The following is a 14,269-nucleotide window of genomic DNA, read 5'->3' on the forward strand; positions in this document are numbered from 1 at the left end:
GCTTGCCCAGAGCATTCTGAAAAAGCGGTGTTGTTTGACTGGTTAGGTTCGGAAGCGAAGATTGGTACGAAACTGACTGAACACTTTGCGATGATGCCGCCTTCTTCTGTCAGTGGTTTCTATTATTCGCACCCTGAAAGTGAATACTTCAACGTGGGTAAAATTTCTCAAGATCAGCTTGAAGATTATGCGAAGCGTAAAGGCTGGACACTGGATGTAGCGAAGCGTTGGTTAGCGCCAAATTTAGATGATTCGATTGTTTAATTTAGAGTTCTTATAATCTCCCTTACGAAGCAATGCTTCTCACCTTCTTTAAAAAAGAGGGGAACTTTTGCGTATCAAATGAATTACGTGACAGCCCCTCCCTTTTTCAAAGGGAGGTTGGGAGGGATTGAATTGATATTTAATATATAATTTATCTATTAAGTCCTTTAGAAAACTATCAAATGGCAATAATTAAAAAATTTGAGTTAGCAAGCTTAGAGCCTATCTGCGATATTTTAGGTGATACAAATACGGGATTAACAGGCTATCAAATATCTAAATATTTATCTGAATGCGATATTTATGACCCTAAACTTAATTCCACTAAACGAAAAAAATTGTATGATGCCCTTGAACTTAAACAAAATAATGATAGATGTTCAAATAACATAATCAGCTTTATTCAACATGTAATGAAGCCCTCTAGATACTTTAATAACCAAGAATGGTTTCAGGAAATACGTAAACAATTAAATTTTGTACTTTCATTTGAAGGCTTAGAGCTCGAAGAAACTGGTTTGATAAGACAAATAATAGCTACAAAAACACTGTCTGAAGCAGAAGAACGGGCACATCAATTAAGAAAAACTCTAATAGATAGAAAAATTCACAATGATGTTCTTCTTTTTTGTAAGGCTGAATTATTGGTTGATAATTATTTCCACGCCGTTTTTGAAGCCACTAAAAGTATTGCTGAAAAAATTAGAATCAAAACTGGCTTAACAAATGATGGAAGTGATCTAGTTGTACAGGCTTTTTCTTTCAAAGATAAAGTACCCTATCTTGCGTTAAATTCATTACAAACTGAAAGTGAAAAGAGTGAACAGAGAGGTTTTTCGAATTTATTGATTGGTATATTTGGAACTTTCAGAAATACAACTGCTCATGCTCCTAAAATCACTTGGAGAATTGATGAGCAAGATGCTTTAGATATTTTATCCACGATTTCACTTATTCATAGAAAATTAGACAAAACTATTGAAGCCAAAAAGATGTATGAAGGAAAATTATAAATCCCTCCCAACCTCCCTTTAGAAAAGGGAGGAGCCTCACGAGTCAAACACTATCATCAAATTCATGACAAGTCCCCCTTAGAAAAAGGGGGATTTAGGGGGATTCTAACTTTAGCCTAGCGACACAATAAATCCACTCCACCACAGCATCAGTTTCAGCCAAAATTTGCCTATTACTAAACCTCAGAACCACAAATCCCAACTCACTTAAAGCCTCATCCCTTACTCGATCAGCTTCTAAAACATCCGCTGTATAATGCTGCCCACCATCACACTCAATGATCAAATTCGCTGCGGGACAGTAAAAATCCACAATAAAATTTAAAATCGGTTTCTGTCTATAAAACTGTAGCCCTAAAATCTGTTTACGTCTTAATCTCTGCCATAACAGTTGTTCAGCATCGGTCATATTATTGCGTAAATCACGAGATGGAAGCTTTAAGCTCTTATTATAAGGCTGCATCTAACTTACTCTTAATTTTTTATGCTGTAAGTACGCTCATCATCTAAGCATATCGTTTTTAACAAGTACTGTTCTATTCCCCAAAGAATAAATTCTATCTTTCTAATGTACTTTTAAGAATCTTGGCATAATATCCACCAGATAAAAACAACACATGGCACATCCGAATGAACACAACCCAGCTTTTTCTCGGTGTAATCTTCAGCTCAATTGGCTTAGGCTACTTTCTGTATGGCAAAAAACAGAAAATGACTGTGCCCTTTCTCGCTGGTTTAGTTTTAATGGTTTTCCCCTATTTTATTGAAAGCAGCATTTTACTCGGCACGATTGGCATTGCGCTGTCCGCTCTGCCGTATTTTCTGCGTTTTTAAGTCCGCTTAAAAAGGAAAGCACGGCGATTATTTGGGCGAGGTGCAGTACAGCCCCTTTTTATTATTTTCAAATATTTCACATAGCCAGCCACGCCCTGCATAAAATAAAAAATGCCCGATAAAGGGCATCGGGCATTCTACAGATCAGCATCAGCCCTTTTCAGGGCGGGGTAGATTCTCTTAAGCTGACAGATTCTTGCGCAGCTCATCTTCCACAATTTCCAGCTCCAGCTGGCTGAACCGGCGGATTTCAGTTTCCGCATGTTTTTCCAGCAGGCCGCCGATCAGCGGGACTTTCACTTTTACCGTCCATTCCAGCTGGAACTGAATCTGCGATGCATCGCCGGTCACTTGGCGCTGGCAGCGCGCTTCCAGCGGCAGGTTCGGGTCTAAAATCACTTCTGAAGTCATTTTAGCCAAGTCGCTGACATCGGTGCGGTGCAGGCGGAAGGCATCCTTCAGCAGTTTTTTTGCGATGTCCGGAATATTGACATCCAAGTTATAAGCGCGCTTTAAAGTATACATATCCCCTGTTTTCCGGGATTCCAGAATTTCCAGATTCTCGCCGGGAATGCGCCTGCATACCGCTTCATGCAAAGCCGTATCGGCAGCTAAGCGCTTGAAATCGTCCAGTGAAACGCCCTGAATTGCCACGTTGACAGTAAATTGATGTGCCATTTTTTGAGTTCCTGTTGAGTATCCGTCTTAGTTGTTCTTATTTCGCGTCAAATGCGCAGTAAAAATATTGCGCGCCCATTTAATCCTGCTGTTCTGGCGCTGTCATTGACTGCATGGCAATGAAATGCAGCCATGATGTCCAAAACCGGACAATCCCTCTGCAGGCAGCGCTGCAAATGCATCTTTGGCTTGCGCGCCTATTTTAACGAGTCGGAACCGCTTTTTAAATAGGCTGAGTTAAGCCAGCAGCTGATGCCTGGCGCCCTGCCGGTCCAGCAGAACAGCGGTCAGCACTGGCCCATAATCTATGCGCAAGTACTGCGCCTGATAATGTATCCGGATGCAGTATTCTTCCGCGCCGTCATCCAGGCCGGCTGCCGTCCACTGCGTGCCTTGCGGAAACCGCTGCAGCCACGGAGCCGCATAAAAATCTGCAATCGAATCAAAGCTTAAATAGGCCTGCGGATTGTCCAGAATGCGGCGCGCCAGCGCATCAAATTTTTTCTGCTGTTCCAGCTGAAAGTCTATCAGCATGTTACCCCCCGAATGGCTGCAGCCCTGCTGCGCCAGTATAGCGCCGCCGCCAGAGCTGGATCAGTTTTTTCCTGTGTTTTTTAAGCCTTTCCCGCTGCTGAATTGCGCAGTCACACTTTATGAATTGACAGTATTCTAACGGCCGTTTAAAAATTTGCAGTATATAAAACAAGCGCAGCAGAAGGACAAGAATATGCAGCATCAAGGAAACATCAGCCATGAAATCCGCGGGCAGGTTATGCTGATTGGCCTCGACCGGGCAGAAAAGCGCAATGCCTTTGACAGCCAGATGATTCATGAGCTGTCTTTGGCGCTCACTGAATATGAAGATCATGCCGGCTTGCGCTGCGCAGTAATCTTTGCGCATGGCGAACATTTTACCGCGGGCCTGGATCTTGCCGAACTGCAGCCCAAGCTTGCCTCGGGCGTGTTTGATTTTGCGGAGAATCAGATCAACCCCTGGGGCACCGGCGCAAGAAAGCGCGCCAAGCCGGTGATCGCCGCCGTGCAGGGCTACTGCTTTACCGCAGGCATTGAACTGATGCTGAACGCCGACCTGGTGATTGCGCAGGACAACTGCCAGTTTGCCCAGATGGAGGTGCAGCGCGGCATTCTGCCCTTTGGCGGCGCCACCGTGCGCTTTGTGCAGGCGGCCGGCTGGGCCAAAGCCATGCGCTTCCTGCTGACCGGCGAGCGCTTTTCCGCGCAGGCCGCACTGGAAATGAATCTGATTAATGAGATTACCGAAGCCCCGCCGCTGTCCCGCGCCATTGAACTGGCGGAGCAGATTTGCCGCGCCGCCCCGCTGGCGGTGCAGGCCACGCTAGCTTCCGCTCAGGAAGGCGTGATGCAGGGCCCTGAAGCAGCATTCGCCCGGCTGCAGCAGCATCTGCAGCCGCTGCTCAGTTCAGAGGATGCCCGGGAAGGCATGCTGGCCATGCTGCAGCGCCGCGACCCGCACTTCACAGGCAAGTAAATTCAAAACTTATAACAAATCATCTGGACTCAAGCTCCCATGCAAAATGCCAATCCGCAAACTCAGCCCCATTTGGACATTCCTGTGCGCAGCAATGAAATCCAGTTCAGCGCAGCCGACGGCTATGCGCTGACCGGCACGCTGTATGCTGCGCCGCAGGCCGCAGCCAGCATTGTAGTGTCCTGCGCAACAGGCGTGCCGCAGGGCTTTTACCTCCGCTTTGCCGAATACGCCGCGCGCCGGGGCTTTCAGGTGCTGACCTTTGACTACCGCGGCATTGGCAAATCTGCGCCGGACAGCCTGAAAGGCTTCCGCATGTCCTATCTGGACTGGGGACGCTATGACCTCAGCAGCGCGATTGACGTTCTGGCCAAAGACGGCCTGCCGGTTTACATGATTGGGCATTCATACGGCGGGCAGGCGCTGGGCTTGGCCCGCAACCATCATCTGGTGCGGGCCATGCAGTGCTACGGCACCGGCGCCGGCTGGCACGGCTATATGCCGCTGAAGGAAAAAGTCAAAGTTCAAGTCATCTGGAACATTATCTTCCCGCCGATGGTGGCGGCTGCCGGCTATCTGCCATGGAGCCGGCTGAACATGGGCGCAGACCTGCCGGCCGATGTCTATCATCAGTGGCGCAAATGGTGCAGGAACCCGGCCTATTTCTTTGCCGACCCGGAACAGCAGGCGCTGCATAGCCAGTATGCGCAGGTGAAAACCCCAATTTTCGCCGTTTCCGCGCTGGATGATGATTGGGCGCTGCCGGCATCGCGCCATGCCTTCATGCAGCACTACCGCAATGCGCCCCTGCAGTTTATCGACATGGCGGCGCAGGACTACGGCCTGAAGGAAATCGGCCACATGGGCTATTTCCGCAAGGGTGCGGAAAAAATCTGGGATCAGGCGCTGCGGCAGTTTGCGCAAATGCAGCCTTCAGGACAGCCTGCCCATGCGCCCGCATAAGCTCAGCCGCGGACAGCCGAACTTGCCGGAGCAGATTGCGGAAAAGTTAGGGCCATTTTCAGGACTGGGAACAGGCTTTTTATGATTTTTTTCCAGCAAGGCAGGGATGAACAACGCGATGCTTTCGGCTGCGGACGATGAAGGCGCGATTTTAATCAGCAGCATCCGCCCCGGGCGGAATTATCTGGCCCTGCTGCAGGCGCGCATCCTGCATCAGCTGGCGGAATCCTGAACGCGGCATTCCTGCCGGCGCTCTGCGCCAAAGCGGTCAACATGCGCATAGAAGACGCCGTACTTTCCCACGTAGTATTCCAAAGACTGCTCGCCCAGCGCCCAGTAAATTGACCATTCGCCTAAATCCATTTTGCGGATCTGGCTTTTGGCGCTGCCCGGCATTTTGCGCAGCACACTGGCCTGCAGCTGTTCAGCCTCTGCAATGCCGTGCCGCTGAGGCTGCTGCATGAACAGTTCGGCAATATCATCAAACAGGCGCTGCTCTTCGGCATCCGCCTGCTGTTCCTTGCGCCCGCGCGGCGGCGCATCGGTCACACCGGCGCGCTTTGGCGGCGCCGCATATTTTGAACGCTTCCGGATAAACTGCTGTGTTTTATATATTTTCACCCCAATGGCCCAAGCCGCGGCGGCGGCAGTCAAAATACAGAGCAGCAGTAACAGTTTGACCATAGCCGAATCCCGCAGATGCTTTCTTACTCATTCAGCTTGATCATAGCACGGCGGCGCCGGGTGTTTTTTAAACAGATTATGACCTTTTAGATCAAAATAAAAAACGCTGCGCCGGACTCATGCTGATCAGTTAAGGCATTTTAAAATAAATACCTTAACTTTTTTGGGCTGTTCACGGCGGAGTCTTGCTGCCCTGCATCACTTAAACAGCCTGCAGCTGGTCGCGCCCCGCCTGCTTGGCGGCGTACAGCTGCGCATCGGCAGACTTCATCAGGGCATAAATATCGGCATAGCGCTGCTGGCGGTTCATGCAAGCCACCCCCATGCTGATGGTGACATAGGCCTTGGCATCCTGCCGGCGGCAATGCTCAAAGCGCTGCCGGCGGACCGTGTCCAAAACAGCATCCAGCAATTCCGCCGCTGCCGGAAACGGCACATTCTGCATGACAATTGCGAATTCTTCTCCGCCGTAGCGCGCAAGGAAAGCGGACGGCGGCAAGCGCGCGGAAATCACCTGCACCAGCTGCTGCAGAATTTCATCGCCTTTTAAATGCCCGTAATAGTCATTGTAGTTTTTAAAATAATCCACATCCAGCATGGCAAAAATCAGGGTGCCGTGATGCTGGCGCAGGGTTTCTGCAAAGCGCTGCTGAATTTCATCATTCAGCGCGCGGCGGTTGTATGCCCCGGTCAGGGCGTCAATTTTAACCTGATGCTCCAGTTTGGCATTCAGCTCATGCAGCTGCTCGGTGCGCGCCTTGACTTTCTGATCCAGCAGGCTATTCAGCTCCATGAGGGTATTGTTCAGCTGCTCGGTATAGTAAGTGTGATAGGCGTAGTTTCTGGACTGCTGGAACATGATCAGCAGCGCATACAGGCTGGTCGAGATAAACGACAGATTGACGGAATCAATCCAGTTCATCATCAGCAGAAAATCATTTAAAAATGTCACACAGAGGAAAATCACCGCGCACAGGTTCAGTACAGAATAGGCCTCATGATGCTTCAGAGTCTGATAAAAGCCGAAGGCGAAATTGGCCAGAACAGACAGGCTGAACGCCGAACTGTACAGCGCCAGCGGCTCAAAAATGTCCGGCGCGGAAACCAGCGTCACGGCAATATTCAGCGCCAGCAGCAGCATGGCGGTCTGATAGTTTAAAGGATGCAGATACCTGCGGTTCAGCAGATGAATGTAGCTGATGAAAAACAGAATGGCGCCGTAGGTAAACAGATATTCCAGCCGCGTGCCCCATAGCCAGCTGATATTAGTAAAAGCCGTGTAAGCATAGGGCGCAGAAAACATATTATGCAGCGCCAAAAACACAATGAAGATGCCGAAGACAAAAATGCTTTTACTGTTGCGCTGCTTGGAGCCGCGGAATACCGCAAATAAAATGGTGAACAGGCCAATGCCCAGCACCGCGCCGCAGACCATGGCGATGCTCATCATCAGCTGCTGGAACTGGCGGTTGATGACCTGGGAGACGCCGATGTGCATCGGATTTTCAATGCCGCCGTGCAGCTCAGAAAAGTTGGAGACCTGAATGCTTAAGGTGAAATATTCATTTTCCGCCACAAAATAAGCGATCCGCGGCGCATTTTCGGTCACCTGCGCTGCCGGCGTTTTGCCGACATCGCCTAGGCGCACAAGCAGATCGCCGTTTAAATACACCCGGTACGCGCCGTACTGATTCGGAATTTTGATCGCAATGCGGCGCCCGATAAAGGCTTTGGGCATTTTAAAGTAGCCGATAAAGGTGCCGTAATTCTGATTGCTTCCGGTCAGTTCTTTGAACGATGCCGGCAGGCTGACCACCCGCGGCGCCAGCACCGCGCTGGACTCCGTCAAAAACTGCTGCGGATAGAACAGCCACTGGCCCTGCAGCGGCACGCTGCTGTCTTCGGTAAAATTGACGCTGTTGATATATTCACGGTGCTGCTGGTAGACAGACGGCGGCGCAGGCTCATACTGCGCATATGCGGAAGAATGCCCGAAAATTATGGCGCAGCTGAGAACGGAGAAAACCCAGCAGAAACGGATTGCATCATGCAAATAAAGCAACGTCCTTGAGTTCCTGAATATTGTTATTTATAAGCTTAATGTACGGTTAAATTTGAAGAATTCCAAATTCTTTTTTAGATTCTTGACCAGCAGCATCCTTGCCGCTGCGCGCCGCGCCGGGTTAAAAATCAGTCGCGGGTTTTGACATCAAACAGCTCAATTTCAAAAACCAAATTGGAGTTTGCCGGAATAATATTGCCCATTTTGCGCGAACCGTAAGCCAGATGCGCCGGCACAATCAGCTTGCGCTTGCCGCCGACTTTCATGCCCATAATGCCCTGATCCCAGCCTTTAATCACGCGGCCGGTGCCAATCACGGTTTCAAAGTAGCTGCCGCGGTCAACGGAAGAATCAAACTTGGTGCCGTCTTCCAGCCAGCCGGTATAGTGCGTGGTGATCAGCGCGCCTTTTACCGCTTCTTTGCCTTCACCGATTTTTAAATCAATAATTTCCAATTCATTTGACATATTCATCTACCTGCATGCATCTAAAAAATTCTGAACCGCTGCATTATAAGCAGCTGCCGGAAAATCGCTTAGCTTTTTTGGCTAAAAGCTCAGTTCGGCAATGTTCTGATCATTCAATAAATACTCAGTCAGCCTGCGGTGATTGCCGGCAGAGCCGATCAGCACCCAGCGCCCGGTAATTTTATGCTCGGTCTTATGCTGCGTGTTGCGGATCACCTGCATGCTGTATTCTTTAAACAGCTCTTCATATTTATCCAGCGTTTCCTGCTGGTAAGGGCAGACAATCCGGTAAGTGCGCGCCTGATGCAGGTCTTCAATGCGCTCCTGCACATAAATCAGCAGGATCAGCACAATCAGCACAATAAAAGCCGCAAACAGGCTGAGCACGATATAGCCGGCGCCCACCGCCATGCCGATGGCTGCGGTCATCCAGATGGTGGTTGCGGTGGTAATGCCGGAAATGCGGTTTTCATCCTTAAAAATTACTCCTGCGCCCAGAAAGCCCAAGCCAGTCAGGATATTGGCCGCCAGACGGTCCGGGTTCTCAACGCCGATTTTTAAAGACAGAATGGTAAACAGGCAGGAGCTGAGGCTCACCATAATCATGGTGCGCAGCCCCGCAGACTTGCTGCGGTATTCACGCTCTGCGCCAATAACAGCGCCAATCCCCAGTGCAATCAGCAGATGATACACGTCAGCAACCATAGTTCCGGCCTTTAGGGTAATTTTCCTGCTTCAGATATACTCAGCTTTGCCTGAAAGATGCAAGCCCTGCATGCAGCTTTCAGTGAAATTTTCTTAAATACCAGCAGATTAACCATGCAGTGCTACTGCAGCTGCTCCCATTCAATCACGGCTTGCGCTGTGTCGCCGATCAGCGTCCATTCGCCATCCATCACGTTCAGCTGCAGCTGCATGGTGCGCTCGCATAAAGCTTGAACCGCTTCAGTCGAAGCCGTTGAAAGCTTCCAGACTTCAAGATTTTTTAAGGTCTTCAGCTTGCTGCTGCGCTTGTACCATTCATCCGCCGCCGTGCCGTAAGTCACAACCGCCACCTGGCTGCAGCGCGCGCAGGCTTTTTTGACTTTATCTTCGTCCGGGCTGCCGACTTCAATCCATTTCACCAGCTGGCCGGTCAGGTCTTTTTCCCATAAAGCCGGCTCATCAGTTTCAAACAGGTCTTTGGTAAATTCCAGCGCTTCGCCGGCATAGCGGGCAAAAGCCAGAATGCGCACCATCAGGCGCTCAATGGTTTCCGATGGGTGCAGCGCCATGGTCAGCTGGAAATCCGCATACTGATGCGCATCCATATTGGCAATGTTCAAATCCGCTTTATAAATTGTTGCTTTCAGCGCCATAAAAAAGTCCTCAAATTTGGCGCCTAGCATATAAGATTTAGCCGCCTTTTGCAGGGGAAGATTGCGCTATTTTCCCTCATCTGCGCGGCAGTTCATCAGCTGCGTTTCAAATTCCAGCCATTCCCGCGGCTGCCGGTAAATAATTTCCAGCCGGTTATCAATATTTGCCTCGGCGGTTTGGTAATTAAACTGCTCCGGATTGAAATTAAAGCTTTTCCAGCCGGCATTGGTATGGAAAATGCCTTTGATGCGCAGCCAGTCACGCTGCTCGCAGAGCAGATCCAGCAGCGCATAAAAATCAAAAATCCAGCGCTTCGGCATTTTCCAGCCGGCTGCACTGCAGCCCTGCGCAGTTTCGACATAATGATACGGCAGCTGCTTGATTTCCGGCAGCGCTTCGGCAGCCGGCAGCTTTTTCTGAATTTGCAGCAAGGGCTGAATTTTGCGCGCAGCGCCTGCATAAGCAATATCAACCGCAGCCAAATCCAGCTGGCCCATTGGCGCTGGCAGCCAGGCCTGCTGATAAGGCCGGTATTCGACCTGAAGCGCAGCCAGAGCCTGCGCATCGGCTGCGCTCATGCGGTCTGCATGCGAAACGGCAATAATCTGCGCTGCCTTCAGCTGATCTGCATATAAATTCTGCCTGCTCCACTCGCTGTCATGCAGCCGGGAGCCGTCCACCACGGTCACCAGGGCGCGCATGCTGAGATGCGCCTGCCAGTGCGGCTCCGTCAGCTGCTCCAGCAGCTGCGCAGGATGGCCCAGCCCCGTCGGTTCAATAAACAGCCGGTCCGGCTTGGCTTCCGACAGCAGGCGCGACAGCGCAAGCTGCATCGGCATTTGGCTGCTGCAGCACAGGCAGCCGCCGAGCAGCTCCTTCACCGCAAAGCCCTGATCCTGCGGCAGCAGCTGCTGGTCGACGCCAATCTGGCCAAACTCATTCATCAGCACTGCCCATACTTCGCCTGCCGGCTTCTGGCTCAGCAGATGCTTCAGCAGTGTGGTTTTCCCTGCGCCTAAAAAGCCGGAAATAATATGCACGGGAATCGCCCGGGGGGCGGAAATGAGCTTCAAAAGATTACCTGCGGCAGACTGTTCAATTTTCACCTTTTATAGCGCCAAGCGCCTGCGCTTGCAAGCCTTGCGCGCGGGCAGCCGGAAATGAGCGCCTGCGCGCCGCAGCGTATTAGCCTTTTTTATTATTTATTTTCATCTGTTTATAGCGCAGCATGCAGGTCTGAGGTTTTAATTGAATGCCCGGCGCGCTGACTGCTAGAATCGGCACAGCCCCTGCGGCGAATACAATCAGAAAATCAGCAGAAGAAAAAATGTTCAGGAAAAATAGAATGCTTAAAAAACCTTTTATTCTGGCCGCTGCGGCGCTGCTCAGCGCATGCGCGCAGCCCTTGCCGCAGGACAAGCGCGACTATGCCGGCACTTGGCAAAATGACGACAGCAGCGTGCAGCTGACCATCAGCGCCGACGGCCGCCTCAGCTACAGCAGGCAGCAGTTCAATTCCAGCACCTCAATTTCCGGCCCAATCAAAGCCTTTAAAGGCAATCAGATTCAGGTTGGCTTTGGCCCGTTCAGCTCAGATTTCAACGTTTCTGAAGCGCCGCATCTGAACAGCAGCGGCATGTGGAGCATGACCGTGGATGGACTGTATTTAAACCGGACTCAATAGATATCTTGAATCAAGGCCTTTAAGGTACTGATGAGTGAATGAGGCCATGCCTTTTTTAACTGCGCATAGCGCGCATGTTTTGGCGGATGCAGCTTCCCAAATAAAAAAGACCGCCATGCAGCGGTCTTCTTAATGTTCAGCAGGAATCAGCTGTGCGCTGACTTCTTGTAAATGCTGCAGGAAGGATGATGATTTTCCTGCAGGCGCGCAATTTTGCGCTGTTCAGCCGCTTCGAAGCGGCAGCGCTTCCAGTCATTGTCCAGATTCAGCGCAGGAATCGGTTTCGGCTTGCCGGTTTCATCCACCGCCACCATGGTGAAATAGCAGCTGTTGGTATGGCGCACGGTGCGCTTTTGAATATTCTGCGCTTCCACACGGATGCCGATTTCCATTGAGGTGCGGCCGACATGGTTCACGCTGGCCAGAAAAGTCACCAGTTCACCCACATGAATAGGCTCTTTAAAATTCACTTTATCTACCGACAGCGTGACAACATAGCTGCCTGAATAACGGCTGGCGCATGCATAAGCCACTTGATCCAGCAGTTTCAGAATAGTTCCGCCATGCACATTGCCTGAAAAGTTTGCCATATCCGGGGTCATCAGGACGGACATATTCAACTCAGACTGGTCATCTAATACTGGAGCAATTTGATCTAATGGGGACATCGCGTTTCTCTAGACTCGGTCGAATGCATTGATAAGTGTGATTATTATATCGTTTTTAGCTTAAATAAAATGTTCTTATCGGCAAAAAAATCATCACTGTTATTTATAGCAATCTCAGCGCCATTCAGGAAAGCATATAGCAATTTTATTAAATGATTGAGTTTCAAGCAGATTTAGAACAGCTCACTGCGGATTTTCCACATTGCACGGCATCGGATATTACAAAAAAATACAGGCCGGCAATGCGCCGCGCCATGACTGAATTATTCCCGTTCGGCCATTGAAAAGCGGGATGCCGCGCATGCGGGCGCAATTAGAGTTTCGGCGCTAAAACTTTCAGCATTTCCGGAGAAACGCTGTCATAGCTTAATTTCTGCTGGCCACTGTGCAGATTATCCAGCTGCGTTTCAATGCGGTAAGAGCCGTCAATGTTCACCGCGGTTATCCTAAAGACCCGCGGCTCCATAAAGGCTAAAGTAACTTGCTGGCCTATTTTCAGTGTCTGCATATCCAACCCTACCTTTATTCAAGCAAGCGCTTTAAGCGTGAAGCAAACACTTGAAGTTTAGCGCTTTTGCTGCAGCAGGTAAACTTAAACCTAGCTGCCTGCAGGGCCAGCGCAAAATCCGGCGGCTTGCGCCTGAAAAATGCATGAAACGGCTGCGCTCGGGCAGGGCCGCGGCATGAAGGCCGCACTTACTGCTGTGCGCTGAACTGCATGATTTTATGGCCCTGCGCATATTTATGCGCGGCATAGGCGCGGGAAAGGTCAGTCAGCTTCAGCTCAGCCGCATCAATGCCCGCCTGCATGGTGGCTTCACGGCCTTTCACATCAAAAATATGCGCCTTCTCGCGGATATCCGGCTGAATCACCACATCTGCACGCTTCAGCTCTTCTTTGGCTAAATAGTACTGCATAATATTGATGTTCTGGTTAAACAGGCCCCAGACATTGCTGGTTTCCGTATGCATCGGCTGGGCCAGAATATCCACGGCAATAACAATATCGGCGCCTAAATCGCGGGCGACATCCACCGGAACCGGGCTGACCAGCCCGCCGTCAACATATTCCGCATGGTTGATTACAGCCGGAATAAACATGCTGGGAATGGATACCGAAGCGCGCACGGCCTGCCCGGTATTGCCGGCATTGAAAACCATTTTCCTGCCCTGCTGCAGCTCAGTCGCCACCACATACATTGGAATTTTCAGCAGTTCCAGCGGGGTGTCATTGACCTGCTCATTGACATAGTCTTCGACTTTTTTGCCGTCCAGCACGCCTTTTTTGTCCAGGCGGATATCGCGGACATCATTCGGCTTCATGCTGAGCGCCACTTCGCGCAATTCCGCTGCCGATTTTCCTGAAGCGTACAGCGAACCGACAATGCTGCCCGCACTGGTGCCGACGATAAAGTCCGGCTTAATGCCGTTGGCTTCAAGCACCTGAATTGCGCCAATATGCGCATAGCCGCGCGCGCCGCCGCTGCCCAGCACCAGCGCAATAATTGGGCGCTTTTCCTGCTGCTTCAGCTTTTTAAAATCAATGCGGTCCTTGCCGGCATAGGCTTCCGCCACCGCCAAGGCCGGCGCTTTTTCCGCCGGCACAGGCGCCGCAGCATCTGCAGGCTGAGACGCGATTGTTTGACAGCCGGCAAGGCTGGCGCAGGCTAAGGCAGCAAAAGCAAATTTCATATTCACTACGGATTTTCCAACGGCATTGATTGATCTTCTTGCGAGAAGCACAGTCTAAAGCGCTCAAAACCTAAGCACTGTTATGATTCGTTACACGGCCATGCAGTCAAATTATAATCGAAAAACCGTCCATTCAGAACTGGCCGGGCTGAACGCCCTATGCTGCGGGGCTTTGACTTAATCTTACCTGATGCCGCCGCCGGCTAAGCGGACTGACGGGACACACCCATAAAAAAAGCCTCATGACTGATAATGCTGATCAGTTAAGAAGTTTAACCATAAACTTCTTAATTTTGGGGGCTATTCACGACGGAGTCTTACCGTTTTGAAATCGATTTTTTGGAGCTCGTTTTGTTCCTTGCGAAACAGTGTTTCTCATTCGCCAAATGAG

Annotated in this window: 19 protein-coding genes; 7 read left to right on the plus strand and 12 right to left on the minus strand. The window is 50.5% G+C overall.

Annotated features, from left to right (window positions below):
• Positions 1 to 264 (plus strand): vitamin B12 dependent-methionine synthase activation domain-containing protein (locus tag RSA72_RS11445; protein ID WP_332633211.1); only part of this gene is annotated, 264 nt, incomplete at its 5' end.
• A 182-nt stretch (positions 265 to 446) separates the two neighbouring features.
• Positions 447 to 1,277, plus strand: coding sequence for a TIGR02391 family protein (locus tag RSA72_RS11450; RefSeq protein ID WP_332622728.1), 831 nt, complete (start codon positions 447 to 449; stop codon positions 1,275 to 1,277).
• A gap of 94 nt (positions 1,278 to 1,371) precedes the next feature.
• Here RSA72_RS11450 and RSA72_RS11455 read toward each other — a convergent pair whose 3' ends face one another.
• Entirely contained in the window at positions 1,372 to 1,740 is a 369-nt protein-coding gene (locus RSA72_RS11455; protein WP_332622730.1) for an endonuclease domain-containing protein, read from the minus strand.
• A gap of 167 nt (positions 1,741 to 1,907) precedes the next feature.
• Here RSA72_RS11455 and RSA72_RS11460 point away from each other — a divergent pair, with 167 nt between their 5' ends.
• A complete protein-coding gene (locus RSA72_RS11460; protein WP_332622731.1) occupies positions 1,908 to 2,111 on the plus strand; it encodes an amino acid transport protein in 204 nt (67 codons plus the stop codon).
• 180 nt (positions 2,112 to 2,291) lie between these two features.
• Here RSA72_RS11460 and RSA72_RS11465 read toward each other — a convergent pair whose 3' ends face one another.
• Together RSA72_RS11465 and RSA72_RS11470 are read right to left on the minus strand one after the other, a co-directional pair.
• The gene (locus RSA72_RS11465) at positions 2,292 to 2,789 is read right to left on the minus strand and encodes a DUF2505 family protein (RefSeq protein WP_332622732.1); all 498 of its coding nucleotides are present in this window, start codon (positions 2,787 to 2,789) and stop codon (positions 2,292 to 2,294) included.
• Between the two features lie 237 nt (positions 2,790 to 3,026).
• Complete coding sequence (locus RSA72_RS11470; protein WP_332622734.1) at positions 3,027 to 3,323, minus strand: hypothetical protein; 297 nt, start codon at positions 3,321 to 3,323, stop codon at positions 3,027 to 3,029.
• A 193-nt stretch (positions 3,324 to 3,516) separates the two neighbouring features.
• On the opposite strand from RSA72_RS11470, the gene RSA72_RS11475 reads away from it, so the two are divergent.
• The 3 genes from RSA72_RS11475 (at position 3,517) to RSA72_RS11485 (ending at position 5,494) form a co-directional block, all read left to right on the plus strand.
• Entirely contained in the window at positions 3,517 to 4,299 is a 783-nt protein-coding gene (locus RSA72_RS11475) for a crotonase/enoyl-CoA hydratase family protein (RefSeq protein WP_332622736.1), read from the plus strand.
• Between the two features lie 39 nt (positions 4,300 to 4,338).
• Positions 4,339 to 5,262 carry an alpha/beta hydrolase family protein gene (locus RSA72_RS11480; protein ID WP_332622738.1) on the plus strand — a complete coding sequence of 308 codons (924 nt, stop codon included), beginning with the start codon at positions 4,339 to 4,341 and terminating at the stop codon, positions 5,260 to 5,262.
• A gap of 106 nt (positions 5,263 to 5,368) precedes the next feature.
• Complete coding sequence (locus RSA72_RS11485; protein WP_332622739.1) at positions 5,369 to 5,494, plus strand: hypothetical protein; 126 nt, start codon at positions 5,369 to 5,371, stop codon at positions 5,492 to 5,494.
• On the opposite strand, the gene RSA72_RS11490 is transcribed toward RSA72_RS11485, so the two are convergent.
• The 6 genes from RSA72_RS11490 to RSA72_RS11515 all read right to left on the minus strand — a co-directional run bounded on the left by RSA72_RS11490 (position 5,476) and on the right by RSA72_RS11515 (position 10,907).
• Complete coding sequence (locus tag RSA72_RS11490) at positions 5,476 to 5,946, minus strand: hypothetical protein (RefSeq protein ID WP_332633213.1); 471 nt, start codon at positions 5,944 to 5,946, stop codon at positions 5,476 to 5,478. The genes RSA72_RS11485 and RSA72_RS11490 overlap by 19 nt on opposite strands.
• Before the next feature lie 202 nt (positions 5,947 to 6,148).
• Positions 6,149 to 8,008, minus strand: a complete 1,860-nt coding sequence (locus tag RSA72_RS11495) for a diguanylate cyclase domain-containing protein (RefSeq protein WP_443098300.1) — start codon at positions 8,006 to 8,008, stop codon at positions 6,149 to 6,151.
• Positions 8,009 to 8,136: 128 nt separating this feature from the next.
• On the minus strand, positions 8,137 to 8,475 hold the full coding sequence (locus RSA72_RS11500) for an FKBP-type peptidyl-prolyl cis-trans isomerase (RefSeq protein ID WP_332622741.1): 339 nt from the start codon (positions 8,473 to 8,475) through the stop codon (positions 8,137 to 8,139).
• A gap of 81 nt (positions 8,476 to 8,556) precedes the next feature.
• Positions 8,557 to 9,180, minus strand: a complete 624-nt coding sequence (locus RSA72_RS11505; protein WP_332622742.1) for an MgtC/SapB family protein — start codon at positions 9,178 to 9,180, stop codon at positions 8,557 to 8,559.
• A 122-nt stretch (positions 9,181 to 9,302) separates the two neighbouring features.
• Positions 9,303 to 9,833 (minus strand): YaeQ family protein, encoded by a 531-nt coding sequence (locus RSA72_RS11510; RefSeq protein ID WP_332622744.1) that lies wholly within the window; start codon positions 9,831 to 9,833, stop codon positions 9,303 to 9,305.
• A gap of 66 nt (positions 9,834 to 9,899) precedes the next feature.
• Entirely contained in the window at positions 9,900 to 10,907 is a 1,008-nt protein-coding gene (locus RSA72_RS11515) for a CobW family GTP-binding protein (RefSeq protein WP_332622745.1), read from the minus strand.
• A 272-nt stretch (positions 10,908 to 11,179) separates the two neighbouring features.
• Here RSA72_RS11515 and RSA72_RS11520 point away from each other — a divergent pair, with 272 nt between their 5' ends.
• A complete protein-coding gene (locus RSA72_RS11520) occupies positions 11,180 to 11,518 on the plus strand; it encodes a hypothetical protein (protein WP_332622746.1) in 339 nt (112 codons plus the stop codon).
• A gap of 146 nt (positions 11,519 to 11,664) precedes the next feature.
• Here RSA72_RS11520 and RSA72_RS11525 read toward each other — a convergent pair whose 3' ends face one another.
• The 3 genes from RSA72_RS11525 to RSA72_RS11535 all read right to left on the minus strand — a co-directional run bounded on the left by RSA72_RS11525 (position 11,665) and on the right by RSA72_RS11535 (position 13,878).
• A complete protein-coding gene (locus RSA72_RS11525) occupies positions 11,665 to 12,186 on the minus strand; it encodes an acyl-CoA thioesterase (protein WP_332622747.1) in 522 nt (173 codons plus the stop codon).
• A 313-nt stretch (positions 12,187 to 12,499) separates the two neighbouring features.
• Entirely contained in the window at positions 12,500 to 12,694 is a 195-nt protein-coding gene (locus RSA72_RS11530) for a hypothetical protein (RefSeq protein WP_332622749.1), read from the minus strand.
• 188 nt (positions 12,695 to 12,882) lie between these two features.
• Positions 12,883 to 13,878 (minus strand): patatin-like phospholipase family protein, encoded by a 996-nt coding sequence (locus tag RSA72_RS11535; protein ID WP_332622753.1) that lies wholly within the window; start codon positions 13,876 to 13,878, stop codon positions 12,883 to 12,885.
• Between the last annotated feature and the right edge of the window lie 391 nt (positions 13,879 to 14,269).

Source organism: Acinetobacter sp. (genome assembly GCF_036659555.1).
Taxonomy (GTDB): Bacteria; Pseudomonadota; Gammaproteobacteria; order Pseudomonadales; family Moraxellaceae; genus Acinetobacter.

Coding starts and splice junctions, on each gene's coding strand:
- RSA72_RS11530 (WP_332622749.1), bottom strand. CDS start 12,694: ATGCAGACACTGAAAATAGGCCAGCAAGTTACTTTAGCCTTTATGGAG.
- RSA72_RS11500 (WP_332622741.1), bottom strand. CDS start 8,475: ATGTCAAATGAATTGGAAATTATTGATTTAAAAATCGGTGAAGGCAAA.
- RSA72_RS11480 (WP_332622738.1), top strand. CDS start 4,339: ATGCAAAATGCCAATCCGCAAACTCAGCCCCATTTGGACATTCCTGTG.
- RSA72_RS11505 (WP_332622742.1), bottom strand. CDS start 9,180: ATGGTTGCTGACGTGTATCATCTGCTGATTGCACTGGGGATTGGCGCT.
- RSA72_RS11450 (WP_332622728.1), top strand. CDS start 447: ATGGCAATAATTAAAAAATTTGAGTTAGCAAGCTTAGAGCCTATCTGC.
- RSA72_RS11520 (WP_332622746.1), top strand. CDS start 11,180: ATGCTTAAAAAACCTTTTATTCTGGCCGCTGCGGCGCTGCTCAGCGCA.
- RSA72_RS11510 (WP_332622744.1), bottom strand. CDS start 9,833: ATGGCGCTGAAAGCAACAATTTATAAAGCGGATTTGAACATTGCCAAT.
- RSA72_RS11490 (WP_332633213.1), bottom strand. CDS start 5,946: ATGGTCAAACTGTTACTGCTGCTCTGTATTTTGACTGCCGCCGCCGCG.
- RSA72_RS11475 (WP_332622736.1), top strand. CDS start 3,517: ATGCAGCATCAAGGAAACATCAGCCATGAAATCCGCGGGCAGGTTATG.
- RSA72_RS11455 (WP_332622730.1), bottom strand. CDS start 1,740: ATGCAGCCTTATAATAAGAGCTTAAAGCTTCCATCTCGTGATTTACGC.
- RSA72_RS11460 (WP_332622731.1), top strand. CDS start 1,908: ATGAACACAACCCAGCTTTTTCTCGGTGTAATCTTCAGCTCAATTGGC.
- RSA72_RS11525 (WP_332622747.1), bottom strand. CDS start 12,186: ATGTCCCCATTAGATCAAATTGCTCCAGTATTAGATGACCAGTCTGAG.
- RSA72_RS11465 (WP_332622732.1), bottom strand. CDS start 2,789: ATGGCACATCAATTTACTGTCAACGTGGCAATTCAGGGCGTTTCACTG.
- RSA72_RS11485 (WP_332622739.1), top strand. CDS start 5,369: ATGAACAACGCGATGCTTTCGGCTGCGGACGATGAAGGCGCGATTTTA.
- RSA72_RS11535 (WP_332622753.1), bottom strand. CDS start 13,878: ATGAAATTTGCTTTTGCTGCCTTAGCCTGCGCCAGCCTTGCCGGCTGT.
- RSA72_RS11470 (WP_332622734.1), bottom strand. CDS start 3,323: ATGCTGATAGACTTTCAGCTGGAACAGCAGAAAAAATTTGATGCGCTG.